Source organism: Streptomyces sp. NPDC007164 (assembly GCF_040634135.1).
GTDB lineage: Bacteria > Actinomycetota > Actinomycetes > Streptomycetales > Streptomycetaceae > Streptomyces > Streptomyces sanglieri.
On sequence record NZ_JBEYFB010000029.1, the window covers coordinates 1 to 20,535 of the forward strand.

Here is a 20,535-nt window from a genome sequence, read left to right on the forward strand (position 1 = left end):
CCGCTACGAGAAACGCGCCTACATCTACCTCGGCACCGTCACCCTCGCGGCCCTCGCGATCTGGCTCCGAACATGATCCAAGAAACAGTCCCTAGGCCTCGGGCTGAACCTCGTCGGCCTGCACCCCCTTCTGGCCCTGGACAGCCACGAAGGTCACCTTCTGGCCCTCCTTCAGGGATTTGAAGCCGTTTCCCTGGATCGCCCGGAAGTGGACGAACAGATCGGGGCCGGATTCAGGTGTGATGAAGCCGTATCCTTTTTCATCGTTGAACCACTTCACCATGCCGTTCTGGCGCTCGGCCATGTCATATCCCCTCATCAAAAGCAGTCAGTCATCGCCCGTTGGTACGGCCGAAGAAGATCGTGACACGAAGAGAGTTCATACGACTGCGAAACACCCCAGAACCACCCCTCGCAGGTCCGGATCCAGCTCTCAGCAGTGATCGTCAGTCTCATCGAGAGCTGAACACGAGCACTTGGCAGAAGACCCACGGCGGCCCGGCCGAGTTGGCTGGAACGATGAGGAGAGCAAGTACCTTCTCCCGCGTGCTGTCGGGCACCCGTTTCCGAAGCCGGACATGGGCTCCTGTCCCCTACCCAATACTCTGGGCAGGCTCATCCACGGTGTCCTGGTCCGGTGCTTGAACGGGATCGCGTCGATCACCTGTCGGTGATCCCACCGCGGCCCTGCCCGCTTCGGCGCCCGGTCCGGCAATGACAACTCGCTCCTAGTAGGTCGTCAGAGCCCCAGGATCTCCGAGGTCAGAAGCGCTTGACGAGACTGACCGAGCGGTCGGTGACGGTGAATCCCAGGTTCTGGTACAGGCCGAGGCCGCCGGTGGGGCTCTCGGCGTCGACGTCCAGCACGGCGTGGCCCAAGCCATCGGCCCGCAGCGTCCGCAGCACGTGGGCCAGCATGGCGCGGGCCAGCCCCTGCCCCCGCGCCTCCCGCCGTACCCGACGGACGAGATGTATCCGAACGGGCCCCCGCGCAGCGGCCATTCCTCCGGCGACACGTCCACGAGGACGAAGCCGACGACGCGCTCGCTCTCGGACGCGTCGGCTGTTCCGGGGGCGAGGGCGAGTACGGACAGGTCCGGGCGGGACGCCTTCAGGCAGTCACCGGCGGCCCATTCGGCGGCGGTCATCGGCTGAGTGCCCCAGTGGTCGCGAAAGGCGTCGTTCCATGCGGATCTGGCCGGCTCGGCCCATTCCTCGCCGTAGGGCACGAGCCGCACCCCCGAAGGGGAAGGCGGCTCGGCGAGCGGCACCACGAGGTCGTGTTCCAGCTCCAGCCACCACCGGGCACGCTCGTAGCCGTTCGCCTCCAGGAGCCGGATCGTACGCGTGGCACGGACGTCCGCGCCCACGGCCAGCCACCCGGGCAGGGCGGCGTCGCAAGAAGCGAGATGCTGGAGGCCACGGGCCTCCTGCCATGCCAGCAACGCGCTGCCGATGCCCTCGCCGCGACGGTGCGGGGCCACCATTCCATCGAGTTCCACCCAGTAGATCGTCTCCGGGCTCGCCGGGGACACGGCCGAACCGTAGGCGACCGCGCGGCCGTCGGAATCGAGGGCGATCACCGCGTCGCGCTCGGGGGTGAAGGTCTCGTCGGCGAATGCCTCCTCCAACTCGTCCCTCATCACCAGCGAGCGCGGGTGATCGACCATCCCTGCGGCGCGTTCCAGGTCGAGGAGCAGATCGATGTCTGCGGCAGTGACTGGTCTCCAGACGAGGCCCTCACCAGCCGTGGGCAGGTCGACTGTCGAAGGGGCGGTCACCCGGTCGCGCAGTGCGCGCGGCTCGGGGACGTGATGCGGTGTCCTGCTCACAGGGGTCCTGCCTTTCAATGGGGTTGCTCCGGTCATTCGTAAGATCGGGAAACCAGTGGGTTCTGGGTGTGACTGTCGCTGGTACGCCGTTCGTAAGGCTCAAACACCTGGTGGTCCAGGCCTCCACTACGACTCGGCTCCACCCGGGAGGCGCGACTCGATCGTTGTTGCATGGCAATGTCGGCAAGGGCGTCTGCGGGGTGACATGCAGGGCTCCGAACCGGCGGAGGTGACCGCGCCCGAGATCCGGCCCGAGGCGGACATCGGGCGCCGTCACCTCCGGATGGCCTTTTCTCGCCGCCGGCCGTATGCGGCGGAACCGCTGCGGCGGTGAGCCGGCATGCGGGGGGCCACCCAAGTCGTGTGTGTTCCACAGGAAGTCATGCCTAACGGTCGTCGCATGGACCACACTCGAATCGTTGGGTTCTTGCACGTCACGGGTTCGGATCGCAACGCCTGAGAATCACGAAAGAATGGATTGACCCCGCCCGCCCCGTGAACCGGGACCAGTTGTCCGTCCCGGTCGTCCTCCAGGACGGGCAACGGTGCCCGGGACCGCCCCGACACCGCACAGGGTGTCGGCCCGCCCCTCGAAGGACACCGGTTCCCGCAGCGCCTCCAGCCGGCCTCATCCAGCCGGGCTGCCGCCGAACGACGCCGCCCCTCCCTTCGCCTCGCTGGTCTCCTCCCCGAAACACAGCCGGCCATTCCCCTGCCGGACAGAGAAGAACGGGCACGTGTTGCGACGGCTGCCAGAACGGATGGATCTCCGTAGCCGGCCGTTCGTGCGGTGCGGTCAGAGCCGGAAGGTCCGTACGACGAAGGTCTGGCCGGCGACCGACGGCCAGCTTGCCCAACTCCGGTCTGCGGCCGGGGCGGGCGCGCCGACTCCGTCCGGCAGGCCGACTGCGGTGGACACCACACGGAGTGGCAGGGGGCCCTTGCCACGAACACGGATGACGACGTCGATGCCTTCGGCGGGCGGAGCGGCGTAGCTGAAGCTCCAACCCCAGGTGCTCCCCGAGTGCTTGGGTCCGCCGGTGAGCTTCGCGCCCTCCACGGTGGCGTCGAAGATCTGGTGGGCGCCGGTCCCGGCGTGAACGTCGATGCTGTGGGCGTTTTGCATGGGCCTGGACGCGGACACGGACCGTACGCACGCCGTTGGCCTCGGTGCTTGAGGCGTTCTGGGTGCGTGGGGTGTCCAGGGACGCGACCTCGGCCGCACCGTTCGCGAGCGCGACGCCGCCCAGCGGTGGGATGCGGTCGTCATAGCGGGCCGGCTCACCGGTGAGCAGCCCGCCGGCACCGGGCTGGGTGGTGTCACCGAGACTGACCCAGGTGGCCTTGCCCGTATCGGACTCCAGGGCATATCCAAGGCTGATCGGCCGGGGCTCGTCGGCGTCGTAGCCGTCGAGGGCCGTACCCACGGCCAGTGTGCCCACACCTGCCACCGCCACCGCGAGCATCCCGGCGGTGACCGCCCTGCGCGAGGGAAGCAACTCCAGGAGGCTCAGCAGCATGGCTCCGAGCAGAGCCGAGAGGACCAACGGGGCGGCGGTGGACGACAGTCCGAGGGCTGGCAGCAGCAGGAGCACGACGGGCAGGACAAGTGCCACGGCCGGTACGGCGGTCACCGCTCCGGCCACCGTCCGCCACGGCGATTCCGCAGGTGTGAACCGCAGTGCCATGGCGACGACCACCGGTCCGATCAGCGCCGGCCACGTCAAGAGGTAGGCGCCCCCGGGCAGCAGCACCGCACAGACCAGGGCGAGCAGCGCGAACCATCCGGGCACACCCACCGTGATGTCCAGCGGAGACGCCTTGCGGCGGGCCCAGCGGTACCAGGCGACGAGCAGCATCAGGAGCAGCAACGTCTCGCCCAACGCATACCGGCCACCGTGGTAGACCCTGCCCTCGCTGAGTACGAAGTCCGGTCGGGCCAGGCCCAGCGCCCACCACCCGGCCAGGCCGATGGCCGCCGCGCCGATCAGTGTGAGCGGGAAGGCCGCGGCGGCCCGTCCGGCCCCGCCGGGGGACAGCCCGTGGCGTCGGCCGAGCCACAGCAACAGGAACACACCCAGGACGGCCACCACCGTGAGCGGCAGGGTCAGCCATGCCGGGTACGACACGACCGTGCCGAACAGTGAGAAGTATGTGGCGTCCGCACCGATCTGCGAGAGGTCCGCACCGCCGAGCTGACGGACCGCTGCCAGTGCCGCGTCCCCTATGTCCTGCACGCTCGCGCGGTCGAGCCGGGAGATGGTGTCGTGCTCGGTGTGGTAGTGCGCGGAGCCGTCCAGGAAGGCGAAGTTGAGACCCCGCGTCCCGGCCTCTTCGAAGGCTGTCAGGTCGGTGTAGTTGGGCAGCTGTTCGTAGACGGCGGTGGAGAGCGACGTGGCGAGTGCCCCGGACTCCCGCAGGGCGGGTGTGAGGCCGGTGCCCGCCATCTGAAACATCATGGCAGGCCCGGAGGAGCCCCGGCCCTCCATGTTCACCACGACAGTCTGCCGGTGGGCGGTCGCCCGGTGCCCGCCGGCTTCGCCGTCGACGAAAGCCTGCGCGCCGAGCAGCCCTGGCTCCTCGCCGTCGGTGAAGAGGAGCTCGACGTCGTTGCGAGGTTGCGGTCCGGTCTTGAGTGCGCGGGCGATTTCGAGGATGGCGGCGACGTTGGCACCGTCGTCGGCGGCGCCAAGGGCGATCGGCACGGAGTCGTAGTGGGCTGCGAGGAGGACCCGGCCGGCGGGCATCTTGCCGGGATCGTGGCCCGGATGTTGGAGACGGACCCGAGGGTGGCCTGGTTTCCTTCGACACGGGAGGGGGCAACCCGGTTCTGGATCTCGGGCCGCAGCCCCAGTTGCCGCAGCTCACCGACGAGATAGTCCCGTACGTCCGACTGTGCGGCCGAACCCGCCGGGTGAGGGACCGTCGCGATTCCGCTGAGCCGGGCGACCGCACGGGCCGCCGAGAAGTCGCCGACGGGGGCGGAGGCCGGCCGGGGCTCGGAGGTACGCAACGGCAGCATGGCCGCCATGCCGGTGAGGAGCAGCGACAGAAGCGCGACCAAGGCCGGTATCCGTCTGTGCGTCGTGGTCAGGATCTGCACGGATGTACCTCGTCGTGGGAGTGGGACGGGCAGGGAGCCGTCGTCCGGACTGCGATGGTCGGCGGTTCGGCGATGCAGGGGTGTGAAGGTCCTGGACGTGGTCGGATGCTGGACGGCGCGTGCGGGCAGCAGGTTGCCGGCCCCTCGGGGGCGGCGCCCATGCCCGCTTCCGTGCAGAGCTCGGCAGCCGGAACTTCCTTGTCCAGGTCGAGCATCCACAAGCTCGGTTCTCAGTCGTCGCGGATGTCGTGGTAATGGGTACGGGCCGCGAACACGGCACCGTCGGGTCAAAGTGGTAGTACGGCCAACGGTGTTGAGGACGTCGTCCGTATCGTCCAGTGTGGTCTGCAGGGTGGTGCCGTCGATCAGGTCCATCTGCAGGGTTCGCACGGGGTACACCGCCGACACCGGTGGGGTGCGTATCAGCCCGCTGCCTTCGCGGCGTTCGTCGGCCGCCACGCTCTCGGCCACTTCGGGCGGCGGCGCCGCCACCCGGTCGCGAGAGCATCCGACCAACGCCACGCCGGGAGGTCAAAGATCGGTTCAGGGCGCCGAAAGGTGGTTCATCGAGCAGATGAGTCCTGGCTGACCAGCTACCGCAAGCTCAACCACCGCTACGTAGGCTGCCTTTGCGGCTACCTGGCATTCTTCGGCCTCACCGGCACTCCCTGCTGCTGCAATCGACTCATCACGTGGGACACCATCCATCAGCACCCCTTCCGGCGTCATGGAGTGTTTCCATCCGGCGAGACGACGTCCCACGTGCCGAATCGTGTCAAGCCAGCTGATTCGGCCGCCGCCACCGAGGCATGGTTGTCAAGCTGACAGCGGTACTGAGGTTCGTGTTGCCGTGCGAGGGCGTGCCGGGAGATCGCCCGTGCGAGGCGCCGTGCGTGCCCCTTTCCCCGGTAGGGCTGGAGTGTCAGTGCACCGAGGTCGGCCAACGGGGCATCGTTCCACGGGTACATGCTCGCCACACACACCAGCCGTCCGTCTTCGAACGCGCCATGAACGGCCCAGTGATCCAGTTCGACATATGCGTCGTCGAGGTCCTGTTCCGACGCGGCTTCCTCGAACTGCCCGAATGCCCGCGCATCGGCTTCAGTGAGCGGGCGGATCGAGGGGGCGTCCGGTTCGCCGAGCAATATTCCCGGTCCTTTTCGGTGAAGTAGAACAGGTTGTCGGCTCCGTGCAGCGACATTCCGGACTTCTTCAGGCGTTGCCGGAAGCCCGCCTCATCGACCGACTGCCCTTCTTCCAGTGCCATGGACGCGGCGAGAGCCGGGGTGAGCCGTACGCGTGTCTTTCCGTCAGTCGTTGTGAGAATGGTGAGTCGTTCGGACTCCGCCAGGGCGGAATCGGCGGTGACACTGAAATTGTCGTCACTGCAGAGGAGTCGACCGGTCGGGGACGGACTCAGCCAGAAGTCGGTGATGGCAGAGGAGAACACGTCTGGGACTCTCTGTTCGTCGTGGTCGGGTGGCTGGGCGATGCCGTGGATGGCCGTACGGGGATTTGATCACCCCGGATGCGTACTCTGTACGCATCGACAGGCGCAGAGTACGCACGCGCGTCGAATCGGCACATCAGCCTTTTGAACTGCTGATTCAATGCGAGCTGCACGGATGTCCGCATCGACGGACCAGAATTTCGTCACACCTCCAAGGCGTGACGAAAAGAAGTTCATCGATGGCCATGCGGTCGGCATGCGCGTGGTGCGGAAGGGTGCTGGAGCCCGCGGACCAGGGCGGCCGAGGTTCTGCTGTTCCCGCTCGTGCCGGGCGAGGGCCTGCCGAGCGCGCAGGGCGGAAGCGTTGGCCGACATCCCGGAGAGCGGCGACGCGGCGCCACATCGCACCGTCGACCGCATCGTGCCGGGCGGGATCGCGATCGCGTGCGCCGAGGGGCTCGACGCGCTGTCCATGCGCCGGGCCACCATGAAACTCGGCACCGGCACGATGTCCGTCTTCCGGCATGTGGCGCCCAAGGCCGACCTGGTGACCCTGATGGTGGAGACCGCGATGGCCGACGTTCCGCTGCCCGACCCACCGCCGCGGAACCGGCGCCACGGCCTCGAACGCGCCGCGCACCGCGACTGGAAGGCTGTACCACCGCCACCCGTGGATCCTGCCGAGGGTCGTGGTGACGACCCGCGCGACTTCAGCCCGGCTCTCGCGGCGGACAGCGAAAACGTCTTCTGCTCGTTCGACGGACTCGGCCTCGAACCCGCCGACGCCTTCCGGTACATGTTCATGTTCACCTCCTACGCGCAAGGCGTGGCTCTCATCCTCGTCAGCGACGCGGAGGCGGAGTGGCAGTCGAAGACCGCCGCGAGGCAGGGGCCAAAGCCTCGATCCACGCACAGAACCTGCTGTACCAACCCGGGGCGTATCCTCGGCTCGCCCGCGCGATGCGCGCGGGCGCCAGCCCCTGGATCTCGACGCCTTGTTCGTCTCAGGTCCCGCCGGTGTCCTGGACGACATCGCAGCCGATTTCGCGCGACGGAGCATCGGCGCCTCATCTCAAGATCCCTGGCAGAGTCGGGCTCAGCGGCCGACGGCGAGGGCGAGGGACGCGACGGCCAGGGCCAGGTAGGCGCCGGGGAAGGCGATGTTGCGGAAGACCCGGGCGCGGACGTGCGCGGCCATGGCACCCACGTAGAAGAGGACGAGGCCCGTCGCTGCGGCGAGGCCGAGGAGCCGGAATCCCACGAGGCCGGCCAGGAGCCCTACCGCCCCGGCGGCCTTGAGCGTGGCGAGCCGCGGGAGCCAGGTCCGCGGGAGGTTCACCTCAGCGGAGTTGGCCAGGACGAACTCGGCCTTCGCGAAATCCGCGGCAGCGATCGCGGCGTTGGCCGCGACGGTCGCGGCGGTGACGATCACGTAGGCGATGAACATGGGACTCCTTCGTACTGGAACGGGTCGTGCGTGGCGGCGATCCGCTCTCCGCACCCCTGGTCATCCAGGCTCGCCGGAGGTCCCCGCTTGCGTCCAATACCAGCTTCTATAACCTGATGGAATGGATGTGGACAACCGGCTCCTGCGCTCCTTCCTCGCCGTGGCACAGGAGGGAAGCCTGACCCGGGCCGCGGAGCGGCTGTTCGTCTCCCAGCCGGCTCTGACCAAACAGATCCGGCAGTTGGAGAGCCGGCTGGGCGTACCCCTGTTCGAACGGTCCAGGGCCGGCATGGCGCTCACGGCGGCGGGCCGGGCCCTGGCGGCGCGGGCGCCCGGACTGCTCGCCGAGTGGGACGCGACGCTGCGGGAGACGAGGAGTGCGGCAAGCAGGGCCGAGCGGATGCTGCGCGTCGGCTTCCTGGCCAGTGCCGCCAACGAGGCCACCCCGCGCATCGTCGCCGAGTTCACCCGCACCCGACCGGGCTGGCGGGTCGACATGCGGCAAGCCACCTGGTCGAACCCGACGGCCGGCCTCGCCACCGGGGACGTCGACGTCGCTCTGCTGCGGCTGCCCTTCCCCGGCCAGGAGCACATGCGGGTGGAGACCCTGCTCACCGAGCCCCGCTGGGTCGCGCTGCCCTCGGCACACCCGCTCGCCGCGAGCGACGTGATCCCCTTCCGGGAACTGTGGGACGAACCGTTCGTGGCGGCCCCGGCGGAGACCGGCCAGTGGCGCAAGTACTGGCTCGCCGCCGACGAGCGCGACGGGCACCCGGTCCGCATCGGAGCCGTCGCCGACCAGCCCGACGACTGGCTCAGCGCGATCGCCAACGGCTACGGCGTCGCCCTCTCCCCCGCCTCCTCCGCGCGCTTCTACGCCCGGCCCGGCATCACCTACCGCCCCGTCAGCGGCGTCAGCCCCAGCCGGCTCGCGGTGGCGTGGTCCCCCACCGACGACGGCAACCCGGTCATCCAGGACTTCGTCCGCTGCTGCCTGGACAGCGGATCCGAGCCGAATCCCGTCACATGACCATCAAGCGCCGCCGCCTCGGCCAGGAGAGCTCGACCTGGCCGACCGCGTGAACGCTGTCCTCGCCCGGCGGTGCAACCGGCCCGCACCGCCGCCGCCCCACTCACCCGCATCTGCGTCCCTGTCCGTCAGGGCGTCCCCTGGCGTGGCCTTCGGCACGAGTGGGTGAGGCCCTGTCCTCTACCCGATGCCGCGCCGTGCGAGGTCGGCCGCGATGCCGTCGAGGACGCCGGCGAGGCCCGAGACGAAGAGGGCGTCGAGGTCCCACGGGTCGGCGCCCGCGCGCATTGCGGGGCCGAGCCGCGGGTACGCGCCGGGCGCGTAGAGCGAACTGCGCGCAGCGTCCGCGCCGTTCGCAGTGCGCAGGCTGGTACGTCGAGCCTGCCGTTCCGCCTCCACGTCGCTGACATAGGTCAGGGCCACGCCCTGGACGTAGGAGGCGAACATGAACATGTAACGGAAGGCGTCGGCGGGGTCGAGGCCGAGTCCGTCGAATGCGGAGAAGGTGCTCTCGCTGTCCGCGGCGAGTGCCCGGCTGGAGTGCGTGCGGGTCGTCACAAGGACCTTCGACAGGATCCACGGGTGACGGTGGTACAGCTCCCAGTCGCGGTGGGCGGCCCGTTCGAGGCCGTGCCGCCAGTCCCGCGGCGGCGTGTCGGACAGCGGGGCGCCGGTCAGCGCCGCCTCCACCATCAGGGCCACCAGTTCCTCCTTGGACGCGACATGCCGGTACAGCGCCATGGGGCTCGCGCCGAGGTCGGTGGCGACCCGCCGCATGGACAGCGCGTCGAGCCCCTCCGCGTCCGCGATGGCGATCCCGGCCTGGGTGATGCGCCCGGCAGTGAGATGGGGCGTGCCGGATTCGTCCGCCGGGACGCGGTTCTCCGCGTTCTCCGCGTTCTCCGTGCTGCTCGTCTCCGTCGCATCCTCCGCCTTTCGCGCCCGGTAGGCCCGCGTCCGGCAGGTGGAGGAGCAGAAACGTCGCGGCCGGCCCCGCTCCGCAGGTTCCAGATCCTTCCCGCAGGCCCCGCAGACCACCTCTTCCGGCATCACCGCACCCCTTTTCGTCACAGCTTGCATGTGTGACGAAATTCTAACGTGCCGACGAGGCGGGTGGGATCGACGGAAGACACAGCGCACTCGAAATGCATTTGTCACCAGCGTCGTCCCCGCGCGTATGCTGTACACCAGTGACGCGTACTAAGTACGCGCGGTGTGACGTAATTGATTACGGCCCTTCTGTCACAGCCGTCGACCAAGGGAGCACGAGTGAGGGACATGACGCAAGGAAACAAGAGAGCCAATGCCCAGCAGTGGATCGGACTCGCGGTCCTGGTACTGCCGTGTGTCCTGGCCTCCATGGACATGTCCGTCATGTTCGTCACGCTCCCGTCGCTGTCGGCCGACCTTCGGCCCAGCAGTTCGCAAGTGCTGTGGATCATGGATTCCTACGGCTTTCTGCTGGCCGGCCTGCTCATCACGATGGGCACGCTGGGAGACCGGATCGGGCGGCGGCGAGTACTGCTGGCCGGCGCCGCGGCCTTCGGCCTCGCCTCGGTCCTGGCGGCCTACTCGACCAACCCCGAAATGCTCATCGCGACCCGAGCCCTCATGGGCGTCGCCGGAGCCTCGTTGGCCCCCTCCACCCTCTCCCTGATCCGGAACATGTTCCTCGACGAACGGCAGAGGGCCACCGCCGTCGGCGTCTGGACGGCCGGCTTCGCCGGGGGCGCCGTCATCGGCCCGATCATCGGCGGCCTGCTCCTCGAACACTTCTGGTGGGGCTCGGTCTTCCTGATCAACGTCCCCGTCATGCTCCTGCTGCTGGTCCTCGGACCCCTGCTGCTGCCCGAGTACCGCGACCCCGAGCCGGGGCGCTTCGACCTGCCTGGCGCCCTGCTGTCCCTGGCAGCCGTCCTCGCCGTGATCTACAGCCTCAAGACGACGGCGGCGCATGGCTTCGGCTGGACCGGGGCGCTGTGCGCGGCCGCCGGACTGGGCGCGGCAGCCCTGTTCGTCCGCCGCCAGCGCACGGCAGCCCAACCGGTGATCGACCTCGCGCTGTTCCGCACCAGCCGGTTCAGTGTGCCGCTGCTCATCGATGCCCTGGCGACCTTCGCGATGGTCGGATTCTCCCTGTTCAACTGGCAGTTCATGCAGCTCGTCCTGGGCATGGGCCCGCTTGAGTCGGCCCTGTGGTCCCTGCCCACCTTTCTCGTGATGCCCGTGGGCATCGCCCTGGCCACGGCGATGGCGCCGCGTATCGGAAAGCCGAACGTGATGACCGCCGGGCTGGCGATTGCAGCCGCCGGCTACATCGCCGTGGCGCTGATCCGGACCGACTCGGGCATCGTGCACCTGGTGAGCGCCCTGGCCGTGGTCTCCATCGGCATCGGAGGAGTGTCCGCCGTGGTCACGGAGGTGATCCTGTCCGCCGCACCGCCGGAGCGGGCCGGAGCGGCCTCGGCTCTGGCGGAGACCTCCGCCGAATTCGGCGGAGCGCTCGGCATCGCGGTCCTGGGCAGCATCGGCACCGCCGTCTACCGCTCGCAGATGGAGTCGCAGGCCCCCGCCGGCCTCACCCCCGGGCAGCGGGCGGCGGCAGCGGAAACCCTCGGCGGCGCCACCGACACCGCCGCGACCCTGCCGCACCAGACCGCAGAGGCTCTGCGCAAGGTGGCCTACGACGCCTTCAGCCACGAGATGCGGATCGCCGCGGTCGTCGCCGTCGTAGTGACGGCGGGCGGAGCCATGCTGATCACCACTCTCCTCCGCGGTGCCGAACGGCCCGGCTCTGTGGCTGCCCCAGCAGCGGAGCCGGAGCACACGACAGGACACGGCGGCCAGGACAATGCCGAACAGCCCGCCACGAAGCCCACGGTGTAGATCTGCGGTCGCAGGACGCCACGATTCGACCGCACGCTCAGGTCCTGGCTCACCGGGAAGCAGCGCCCGTCGAAGGCGGGTGGAGATACGGCCGCGGCGTGCTCAGCGCCAACCGCATCGCCGGCGCCGTCCACGCACTGGCCCTGGTACGTCTGGCGCTCAAAGCTGCGGGACACCGGCACCGCCCGTCGCACGCCACTCGCACTGTGGCCGAGCCCCGCCTTCCTACGTCGTGTGACAGAACACCGATGTCTCCACGTCCACAATTCCTTCAGCTCGTCAGGAGAAGCAATGCGCCCCATGACCAGGGAAGAGGTTCGCGGCGCGTTCGTGAACCGGGACCCCGCCGAAAAGAGAGTCCGGCTTCCCATCTGGTTCGACGACGTCCGGTGGCATCGGATCGAATACCTCGGGTGGCGGGATCTGCGCGCTCCAAAGCTCGCCTACCTCGTCACCGAAGCCGACGGCCAGGCGTTGGGAGTGCTGCTGCGGCAGGCGCCGAATGAAGCCGCACTCGGATCGCGCGCGGTGATGTGCGACCTGTGCCGGTCCTCCCGCCGGTTCAACGAGGTTTCGCTGTTCACCGCTCGACGCCCATCACGCGACAAACGCGAACGCCTGAACGCGCTCGGTCTGCTCCTGTGCACCGATCTCGACTGTGCGGTCAGGGTGAATGCCAAGCCGATCCGCCAAGGATTCGGTCTCCCGGTCGACGACCACGTCGAGGCACGCCGCGAAGGCCTGCGTTCACGCACGATCGCCTTCATTCGTTCGGTGTCCGATACCGAACGAACCACGCGACACAGAAGGTGATGGGCGCTCGGCAGCGAGTGCGACGTCGCAGTCGCAGTCGCAGTCGCAATGGATTTCGATCAAGAGGCCGGCGAGGCTCCGGAGCCGGCCGGGAGCGGTGCCGTGATGCGACCAGTTGTCGAGCACGGCCTGGCTGGCGTCCGCTTGTCGGCGTACGCCCGTATCTGCTCAGGACAGTGCGGCGGAAGTGCTCAGCTCCCTTGACCGAGATGAGGGTGCTCGGCGTAATCGGGAGGCGATACGGGCGGGGGATGCGGGCGGGGGATGCGGAACACTTTGCCGGGTGATCGTGATGCGGCCCGTCCTGGAGACGCCCCGCACGCGACGGCGGCGTGCCCGCGCGGCGCATCACAGAGCTGCGGGACTGCATCCACGTCAACCTGTCCCGGCGCATCACGCTCGACGAACTCGCGAAGGTCGCCGGGGTCAGCACGTTCCACTTCAACCGGATATTCAAGGCCGCGACCGGCGAGACCCAGTATCAGTACGTACTGCGCCAACGCGTCGAGTGTGTCCGTGACGCCCTGCTCCACACGGACACCAGCATCGCGGACATCGCGCTGTCTTCGGGATTCGCCGACCAGAGCCACCTCACCTGCTCCCTTCGCCGCGCCCTCGGCCTGACCCCGCGCACGCTCCGGGCCCAGGGTCGCCTTGGGCTTGCCCGGCGGCGTGCTTCCCGGCCCAGCCAGTGACGGTCACAACCTCGCGCGCGATGTCCACGACAGACCGTCCGTCTGTAGCCACCCGCACGGTCCCCGCGCAGGCCTGCTGGTCCAGAAGCCGTGCCTTACGGACACCGCCTTCCAGCTCCTGCTCAAGCTCCGAGCCGAGTTCCCGGCCGGCCAGCCGCTCGCCGGCGGTGACGTCGGAAGCGGTGAGCAAGACCCGCGTGATACGCACCTTCGCACCCACGGCACGCTCGAACATGCCGGTCGCCTCAGGCAGCACACTCACGGTGTTCGTGTAGATCAGACGGCAGTGGCCGAGCCGGGTGAAGTTCTCCCACACGGCCGTCAGATTCCTCTCCGTGATCTCCGAACGGTGCGGGTCCCCCTCCGGCGCCGGATGCACCTGCCCCATGAAGTCACCATCGATGACCGCGTGGGAGACCGCCACGGCGCGGAGCAACGCCGAAACCTCCCACCCCACCGTCGTCTTGCCGACACCGGCCCGCCCCCCGATGAGCAGTACTTCCGCGTGATCCATAGAAGCAGCCTGCCAGTTGGCGACCGCCTCAGGCGATCGGATATCGATCCATCCTCCTGACCACATCCCCGACCAGCAAGATCGCCGTCTGCAGCTGGAGACTAGAGTTTCGTTCGATATTTCCCGCCGGATGAGGAATGGAGTGCTTTCGTGGCCCTATTGGTCCGAGAAGACACGCTTGACGTGCGGGTTTCCTTCAGCAGCTTCGCCTTCCAGGATTCGGACGACAGCTCGGTCCCGGTGCCGTACAACCAGGCATATGAGCGAGGCGGCTTCCTGACTCAGCACGTGCGCAGGATCGATGTGTCCAGCGGCGCGCATACGCACGACGCCGAGGTGCGGGTGCGGGTCTGGGACATGGAGCCAGAGACGGGTGGCGGGCCCTGGGGCGAGCAGGACGAGGTCGACTTTGAGTCGGCTACCGGGGATGTCGCGGTCTGGTCGACGGTCTATGGCCGCTTGCCCGATCTGATCAGCCTGAGCGCCCCGGGCCGGTGGCGGGTAAGGCTGAGCTGTTCGGGCAGGGCCGAGGCCAAGCAGGTGTCCGAGCAAGAAGGTGTTGCCTACGGCGTGGAGAAGTACGTCGTCGGCTTCTGGCTCCAGCAGTGACAAAGCGGGCTCACCCCAAAGGGCAGTACTTGGGGCGAGCCCGCATCCTCAGTCGGTCGGTCCTGACGATGAAGCCGTTCTCCGGACCGTCAATCATGCGGTTGTTCGTGCAGAAACCGGCGAGCAGATCGCCGGCGGCACCGTTCTGGGTGCCGTCCGGGGGCATTGCGGAGTAGTTTCTCTTCGCTACGTGTACGTCGCACTCCTCAATGGCGGATCCCTCACAGGTGGAGGCGACCGAGTTCACCGTCAACAGCGTTCCGGGGCGGGTGCCGAACGGCTGAGAAGTGATCCGAGGGCAGTTAATTGAACTGCCGTGGAAACTACGGTGAATAGCACTCGGAGGTCGCCCCGGAGCGAAGGGCTTCGCTCCTTGCCAGAGCTCAAGGGCGTCCCGAGCCCCGTCGACCGGGCTACCGGCGTCCGCCGTCTCCTTGGCTGCGCCGCTGCATCCGTTCCACTCCTTGCACGGGTCCGCGACTGCGCGTATGGGCCAGGCCCTGCCACCGCGCCGCGATGTCCGCGGTGCCCACCGGGAGATCGAACTGGTCGAGGATCCGCATGACGATGTGGTCCACGAGGTCGCTGATGCCGTTCGGGATGTCGTAGAAGGCCGGCATCGGGGGGACGATGCGGACTCCCATGCGGGAGAGGGCGAGCATGTTCTCCAGATGGATCTCGTTGAGCGGTGTTTCCCGGGGGACAAGGACCAGCGGACGGCGTTCCTTGAGCGTGACGTCGGCTGCGCGGGCGATCAGGTTGTCGGCCAGGCCATGCCGTACCGCCGCAAGCGTCTTCATGCTGCACGGGACGATGACCATGCCCGTGACCGGAAAGGAGCCGGAGGAGATCGTGGCACCCAGATCACCGAACTTATGTGTCACGTCGGCAAGTTCCGCGCAGTCCCTGCTGGTGCGGGACGTCTCCACCTCGATGGTGGAGCGGGCCCAGGTGCTCAGTACCAGATGGGTCTCCACCTGCGGCACCTCCCGCAGAATTTCCAGCAGGCGAACAGCGAGCGGAGCCCCAGTGGCGCCGGTGACTCCGACGATGAGGCGGGTGGGGGAAGCGGTTGTCACGGCGGGCTCCTGTTGCGGCGTGCGGCGTAAGAGAACGGACTACGGGGAGGGGACGCGCTGCCCCCTCCCTTGCGGTGCCGGGCTACATCGACAGGACGCCCGCCCAGCGCTCGCGCAACTCGTCTCGGGTCGCCTCGTCGACACGATTGGCTGCCGGGTACTGGTCCTTCCACGCGAACGGCTTGCACGCGTCGATCAGCACGATGCCCATCGACAGGTCGCCGGCGGCGCGCTTGTCGGGCGACAGCCGCGGGTCGATGGCAGTGGTGGGCGCGCGCAGCACCTGGATGGACTCGGACGGGTCGACGCGGGTGAACATCGCCCACAGGACGTGGTTGATGTCGGTGATGTCGATGTCCTCGTCGACCACGACGAAGTACCGTTCCATGCCGCCGGTCCGCTTGCGCCCGGCCGCCGCGAGCAGTGCGTGCATGGCGTCACCCGCGCCGGTCTGCTCGATGGAGACGACCACCATGAGCTGGCGGGCGTAGGCCCACACACCCTTGATGTTCTGGACGCCGGAGGCCTCCAGATGGTCCCAGGTCACCGATGCCGAGTACAGCGGGACGGCCTGGTCACCGGCCGGGACGGTCGGAAGCATCGGCGGGGCGCCCAAGATGATCGGGTCGTTCCGGTGCATGATGCGGTCGACCCGGACCACGGTCTCCTGGCCCGAGTGCGTGTAGTAGCCGGTCCACTCCCCGAAGGGTCCCTCCAGAACGGACTCCTCCTCGACCGGGGGCAGTTCGCCTTCGATCACGATCTCCGCGTACGCCGGGACCGGAAGGTCGCTGCCCGGTGCGTACAGGACCTCGACGCCCTGCCCGCGGAGTCCGCCCGCCAGGTCGTACTCCGACATCCCGGACGGCGCGGCGATCGCCGCGGCTGTCGAAAGGATCGGATCCTGGCCCACCACCACCGCGATCGGACAGGTCCGGCCGCGCTTCCAGTACTTCTCGGCGATCGCCTTGGCGTGCCGGTTGCCGAGCATCCACAACGAGAGCCGGTCCGGGCCCTGGACACAGGCCCGGTAAGTGCCGACATTGACCCAGCCGCTGTCGGGGTCGCGGGTGATGACCATGCAGGCAGTGCCGATGTAGCGGCCGCCGTCCCCGTCGTGCCACCGCGGCGTGGGGAAGATGCCGAGATCCACGTCGTCGCCGACCAGGACGTTCTCCAGTACCGGGCCCGTGGCGACCTCCACCGGAGGGATGGGTTCGAGCCGCTTGCTCAGGTCTTTCCAAGCCCGCACGATGTCGAGCTTCGGGGTGTCGTGGGGCAGCCCGAGTGCCACGGCGGTCCGGGCAGCGGTTCCCATGAAGTTGGTGAACACACGGTGCCCCGCCGGGTAGCCGGGGATGTTGTCGAACATCAGCGCGGGGCCTTCCTTCTCCGCCATCAGTTCGGTGATACCGCCGATGTCCAGGTCCCGGTCCGCGCCGTCGATCCGGAGGACCTCGTCCTTCCCGAGCGTCTGCGTCATGTGGTCGATGTACTGCCGAAGGTCACGGAATGCGTTCATGTGTCGTCGGGGAGCCGGGCAATATGCCCGTGCCTCCCGTCCTCCTCTTCTCTTTCGTGACGGCGGCGGCTGCGCATGGAGCGGCCGCCCACAGGGGGGCGGCTTCGCGAGGACAGTCACCGCGCGGGCCTGCATCGCCAGGATCCGGACCGGCCCGGACCAGGCGCAACGAGCACGGACACGCATGCCGGATATTGCGCGAGATAGAGTCGGCATGCGTGGAATACATCGATCTCCAGCTCATCAATGCACTACAAATTGATGGCCGTGCACCACTGCGCCGGATTGCATCGGTGCTGGGCGTCTCCGACCAGATGGCCGCCCGCCGCTACGCCCGGCTGCGTGAGACGGCCGGGCTCCGAGTCGTGGGCCGGCTCAATCCCCGTCCCGTCGGGCAGACCGTGTGGGCGCTTCGGCTGCAGTGCGTCCCCAGCGCCTCGCTCGGCCTGGCCCGGGCACTGGCCGAGCGCGAAGACACACGATGGGTACAGCTCGCCTCCGGCGGCACCGAGATCATCTGCCACCTCGCAGTCCACAGCGACAGCGACCGGGACGCACTGCTGATGGACAGACTCCCTTCGAGCCGCCGCGTCACCTCGATCACCGCGCACCGCATGCTGCGGCTGTTCAAGGGCGGCCCGACCACCTGGGACGGTCCCACTTCCGCGCTGAGCCGGGAACAGATGGACGCACTCGCGTCCTCGTACCCGCCCCCTCACGCCCAGGCAGCACCGGTGGAACTCACCGATCTCGACCACGTCCTGCTCGCCGCGTTGAACCGCGACGGCCGCGCGTCGCACGCCGCGCTGGCCGTCGAGGCCCGCTGCCATGAATCGACGGTGCGCCGCCGCATCGCGCACCTGCGTGCGACCGGAGCGCTCTTCTTCGTCCTGGACATGGACGAGCGTCTCCTGGGCAACGCGGCCGGCACCGTCATCTGGATGTCTGTGCAGCCCTCGCAGCTCGCCGCCACCGGCGCCGCGCTGGCGGGCCATCCCGAAGTGGCATACGCCGCTGCCACCACAGGACGGACCAACCTCCTGGCCAACGTCCTCTGCTCCGACGACGAGTCCCTCTACGCGTACCTCTCCGACCGCATCGGCGCTCTCCTGGGCATCGACACGGTCGAGACCGCCCCGATCATCCGCACCCTCAAGCGCGACGGCTCCGTCGCACGCAATCACGGCCTCGGGGTGGGTGATCGCCGTTGATCGTGTGGTCGGAGCAGGAGGCGGCCTGGGCGGACGGGGTCGCCGTCGCCGTCGCGTCGCCGTCGCCAAGGAGTACGCCGCGGTGCACGGGCACTTCCTCCCGCCGACCACCACGGTGCGGGAAGGGCAGCCGATCGGTGTGGGCGAAGAACTCGAGGGCGGCGGCCCTGAAGGCACGGGAGAACGAGGAGTTCCGTGTGGCCGGGGTTCCCGTCCCGTCCGCGGCCGGCACGATGACCGAAGCGCGGGGCGGGACGAGCTGGACGCGATCGATTCGGGACGGTGTCCAGTCCGGGGCATCCGGTGGCAGCGCTGCCACCACCTCGTCCAGAACCACTTCCAGGCCGACGGCACACTCCCCCACTGCCGACGGTGACGTCGTCGTCCAGGACGAAGACCTCGGACGCTGGGTGAACGCGCAGCAGTTCGGGTGGGAACGGCTCCTGCCCGTACAGCAGTTGAGCGGCCTGTGAAGCAGACGCAGGAAGCGAAGCGGGCGGTCAACCCGGCAGCAGCACGGCAGTTCCACGCCCGGAACGGGCTCCTGCGATTACCCCGCAGCACGCAGAGCACACTGGAGTCGGCAGTGGCGGTGTCGGGCCGTCAGAACGCTGCTGACGGGCCGGTGGTTGTGGTTGTCAAGCCCGGCACCTGGCTCGAAAACGTCCACAAACGCGCCGCGAAGCTCCCAGAACGACGCCGCGCCGACCTCGATGAACTCGGCATGTGCTGGTGGCCGAGGGCGTCGGCCGGTGAGCCCGCTTGGCGCCCGCCGATCGGCCCCTTCCCCCTCCGCCCGCCGCGTCCCAACCGTCCAGGAAAGCGGCGAGGGCGCAGCGTTGATCTTCCTCGCGGGCGACCTGCCGGCCGAGGACATCGCGGGCGAAGGCTGGCGACCGAGGATCGCCGCGCTCGCCGTCGGTCGACAGGAGCCCGTAGCAACTTGCGGAATGAACCGCAGGATCACGCGGCTCGTGTGTCTGCCCGTTCGGTCAAGACGCCGTTCTCATGAGCCGGGCCGACTCAGCAGGCGGGGGTGGGCGTGGTCAGCCATTGGGCTGCGGCCCGGGTGGCGGAACTTGACGCAGTGGCGCTGGTGGACCGCCAGTTGCTTCTCTTCTCGGAGTGTCGGGGCCGGTCGGTCCTTTGGGCCTTCGGCCCATGCGGTACAGGCGGTGGGTGCTCAGGGGCCCCGCCCGGTCCGCGGCGCCGCTGCCGCGCTCCGGGTGGTGTGGCAGTGTCCTTGCACTGCCACACCGACGGGACAAGCGTCCGGAGCGTTCCTCAGGATTCGGTGGCTTCACACCCGCAGCTGCTCCGGATCACGAGGGGAGCCCTCAAGGTGGTCGACGGCGCGGCCTCGCCGCTGAGGAGCAGGTCGACAGCCTGAGCCGCCATCGCCTCCAGGGGTTGCTGGGTGACGGTGAGGGCGGGAGCGGTGTAGGCGCTGTCGGGGGTGCCGTCGAGACTGATGACGGCCAGTTGGTCGGGAACGGTCAGGCCGAGAGCCCGGGCTCCGGCGAGGACGCCGACGGCTTGTTCGTCGGTGGCGGTGATGAGTGCCGCGGGCATGGTGTTCTCGCTGATGAGACGCCCGGTCAGGGCCGCTGCCGCGGCACGGGAGTACTGGCAACGCAACAGGGGTGCGCCGGTGCCGACGAGCGCCGCCTCCCATGTGGCGCGACGTCGGCCGACAGGTCCGGCGTCGCGTGGTCCGGCGAGAAAGGCGATGCGGGTGTGTCCGTGGCCGCGCAGGTGGGCGACGGCCTGCTGGACGGCGGCTTCGTTGTCGGCGGTCACTGACGGGGCCTGCCCGTCCTCGGGCTGGTTGTGGACGTATACGGCGGGGACGCCGGCGCGTTCGGCCTGGGTGGCGACGTCGGCGCCCCCGTCGGCGGAGACGATGATGAGCCCGTCGACCTGGGCGGCGAGGAACTTGTCCACGAGGTGCTCCTGCCGGTCCGGGGAGTATCCGGCGTTCCCGATCAGGGTGAGCTTTCCGCATCTGTCCAGTGCCCGCTCGACGTGCCGGGCCAGCGCGCCGAAATAGGGGTTGGAGGCGTCGACGAGAATCAGGCCGACCACACCGGTGGTCCGCGAGCGCAAAGCCCGGGCGATCCGGTTGGGTCGGTAGTCCAGCTCGGCCGCGGCGGCCAGGACACGCTCGCGGGTCTCGGTCGCGACCGGCCGGGGGCCGTTGTTCATCACGTAACTGACTACCGCTGTCGAGGTCAAGGCCGCGCGGGCCACGTCCATCAGGGTCGGGGCCTTGCCCGTTCGCTTCTTCATAACCCTTGCATCCTCTCATCTAAACGATTAGACATAAAGCATGAAACGAATTCCC

General features: G+C 68.6%; 17 protein-coding genes. 7 read left to right on the forward strand and 10 right to left on the reverse strand.

Translation table 11 applies throughout. The annotated features are described in order from the left end of the window. Positions 1-91 precede the first annotated feature (91 nt). The 5 genes from ABZ622_RS28640 to ABZ622_RS28660 form a co-directional block, all read right to left on the reverse strand. Positions 92-304, reverse strand: coding sequence for a cold-shock protein (locus tag ABZ622_RS28640; protein WP_360547986.1), 213 nt, complete (start codon positions 302-304; stop codon positions 92-94). Positions 305-762: 458 nt separating this feature from the next. After that, positions 763-1,002 carry a GNAT family N-acetyltransferase gene (locus ABZ622_RS28645; RefSeq protein WP_360547988.1) on the reverse strand — a complete coding sequence of 80 codons (240 nt, stop codon included), beginning with the start codon at positions 1,000-1,002 and terminating at the stop codon, positions 763-765. Between the two features lie 1,264 nt (positions 1,003-2,266). Further along, positions 2,267-4,579, reverse strand: coding sequence for a M20/M25/M40 family metallo-hydrolase (locus ABZ622_RS28650; protein ID WP_360547990.1), 2,313 nt, complete (start codon positions 4,577-4,579; stop codon positions 2,267-2,269). A 1,081-nt stretch (positions 4,580-5,660) separates the two neighbouring features. Then, positions 5,661-6,080 carry a GNAT family N-acetyltransferase gene (locus ABZ622_RS28655; protein WP_360547992.1) on the reverse strand — a complete coding sequence of 140 codons (420 nt, stop codon included), beginning with the start codon at positions 6,078-6,080 and terminating at the stop codon, positions 5,661-5,663. A gap of 1,401 nt (positions 6,081-7,481) precedes the next feature. Then, positions 7,482-7,832: a DoxX family protein gene (locus ABZ622_RS28660; RefSeq protein ID WP_360547994.1), complete on the reverse strand. Its 351-nt coding sequence runs from the start codon at positions 7,830-7,832 to the stop codon at positions 7,482-7,484. Positions 7,833-7,953: 121 nt separating this feature from the next. On the opposite strand from ABZ622_RS28660, the gene ABZ622_RS28665 reads away from it, so the two are divergent. Then, positions 7,954-8,862: a LysR family transcriptional regulator gene (locus tag ABZ622_RS28665; protein ID WP_360547996.1), complete on the forward strand. Its 909-nt coding sequence runs from the start codon at positions 7,954-7,956 to the stop codon at positions 8,860-8,862. A 180-nt stretch (positions 8,863-9,042) separates the two neighbouring features. On the opposite strand, the gene ABZ622_RS28670 is transcribed toward ABZ622_RS28665, so the two are convergent. Beyond that, positions 9,043-9,912, reverse strand: a complete 870-nt coding sequence (locus ABZ622_RS28670) for a TetR/AcrR family transcriptional regulator (RefSeq protein ID WP_360547998.1) — start codon at positions 9,910-9,912, stop codon at positions 9,043-9,045. 228 nt (positions 9,913-10,140) lie between these two features. On the opposite strand from ABZ622_RS28670, the gene ABZ622_RS28675 reads away from it, so the two are divergent. From ABZ622_RS28675 to ABZ622_RS28685, 3 genes are all read left to right on the forward strand, one after another. Next, on the forward strand, positions 10,141-11,748 hold the full coding sequence (locus ABZ622_RS28675; protein WP_360548000.1) for an MFS transporter: 1,608 nt from the start codon (positions 10,141-10,143) through the stop codon (positions 11,746-11,748). Positions 11,749-12,048: 300 nt separating this feature from the next. Further along, entirely contained in the window at positions 12,049-12,561 is a 513-nt protein-coding gene (locus ABZ622_RS28680; protein WP_360548002.1) for an FBP domain-containing protein, read from the forward strand. Positions 12,562-12,893: 332 nt separating this feature from the next. After that, entirely contained in the window at positions 12,894-13,256 is a 363-nt protein-coding gene (locus ABZ622_RS28685; RefSeq protein ID WP_360548004.1) for a helix-turn-helix transcriptional regulator, read from the forward strand. Here the strand turns inward: ABZ622_RS28685 and ABZ622_RS28690 are convergent. Next, the gene (locus ABZ622_RS28690; RefSeq protein WP_360548153.1) at positions 13,153-13,770 is read right to left on the reverse strand and encodes a hypothetical protein; all 618 of its coding nucleotides are present in this window, start codon (positions 13,768-13,770) and stop codon (positions 13,153-13,155) included. The genes ABZ622_RS28685 and ABZ622_RS28690 overlap by 104 nt on opposite strands. 150 nt (positions 13,771-13,920) lie before the next feature. Between ABZ622_RS28690 and ABZ622_RS28695 the strand changes: the two genes are divergently transcribed. After that, positions 13,921-14,379, forward strand: coding sequence for a hypothetical protein (locus ABZ622_RS28695; protein WP_360548006.1), 459 nt, complete (start codon positions 13,921-13,923; stop codon positions 14,377-14,379). Positions 14,380-14,792: 413 nt separating this feature from the next. Here the strand turns inward: ABZ622_RS28695 and ABZ622_RS28700 are convergent, their stop codons facing one another. Both ABZ622_RS28700 and ABZ622_RS28705 read right to left on the reverse strand, forming a co-directional pair. Further along, positions 14,793-15,458, reverse strand: a complete 666-nt coding sequence (locus ABZ622_RS28700; RefSeq protein WP_360548008.1) for a UbiX family flavin prenyltransferase — start codon at positions 15,456-15,458, stop codon at positions 14,793-14,795. Positions 15,459-15,540: 82 nt separating this feature from the next. After that, positions 15,541-16,941 carry a UbiD family decarboxylase gene (locus ABZ622_RS28705; RefSeq protein ID WP_360548010.1) on the reverse strand — a complete coding sequence of 467 codons (1,401 nt, stop codon included), beginning with the start codon at positions 16,939-16,941 and terminating at the stop codon, positions 15,541-15,543. A 257-nt stretch (positions 16,942-17,198) separates the two neighbouring features. Between ABZ622_RS28705 and ABZ622_RS28710 the strand changes: the two genes are divergently transcribed. Together ABZ622_RS28710 and ABZ622_RS28715 are read left to right on the forward strand one after the other, a co-directional pair. Beyond that, entirely contained in the window at positions 17,199-18,191 is a 993-nt protein-coding gene (locus ABZ622_RS28710) for an Lrp/AsnC family transcriptional regulator (RefSeq protein WP_360548012.1), read from the forward strand. A 197-nt stretch (positions 18,192-18,388) separates the two neighbouring features. Then, the gene (locus tag ABZ622_RS28715; RefSeq protein ID WP_360548014.1) at positions 18,389-18,664 is read left to right on the forward strand and encodes a hypothetical protein; all 276 of its coding nucleotides are present in this window, start codon (positions 18,389-18,391) and stop codon (positions 18,662-18,664) included. An 811-nt stretch (positions 18,665-19,475) separates the two neighbouring features. Here ABZ622_RS28715 and ABZ622_RS28720 read toward each other — a convergent pair. Continuing rightward, entirely contained in the window at positions 19,476-20,480 is a 1,005-nt protein-coding gene (locus tag ABZ622_RS28720; protein ID WP_360548016.1) for a LacI family DNA-binding transcriptional regulator, read from the reverse strand. Positions 20,481-20,535: the final 55 nt, after the last annotated feature.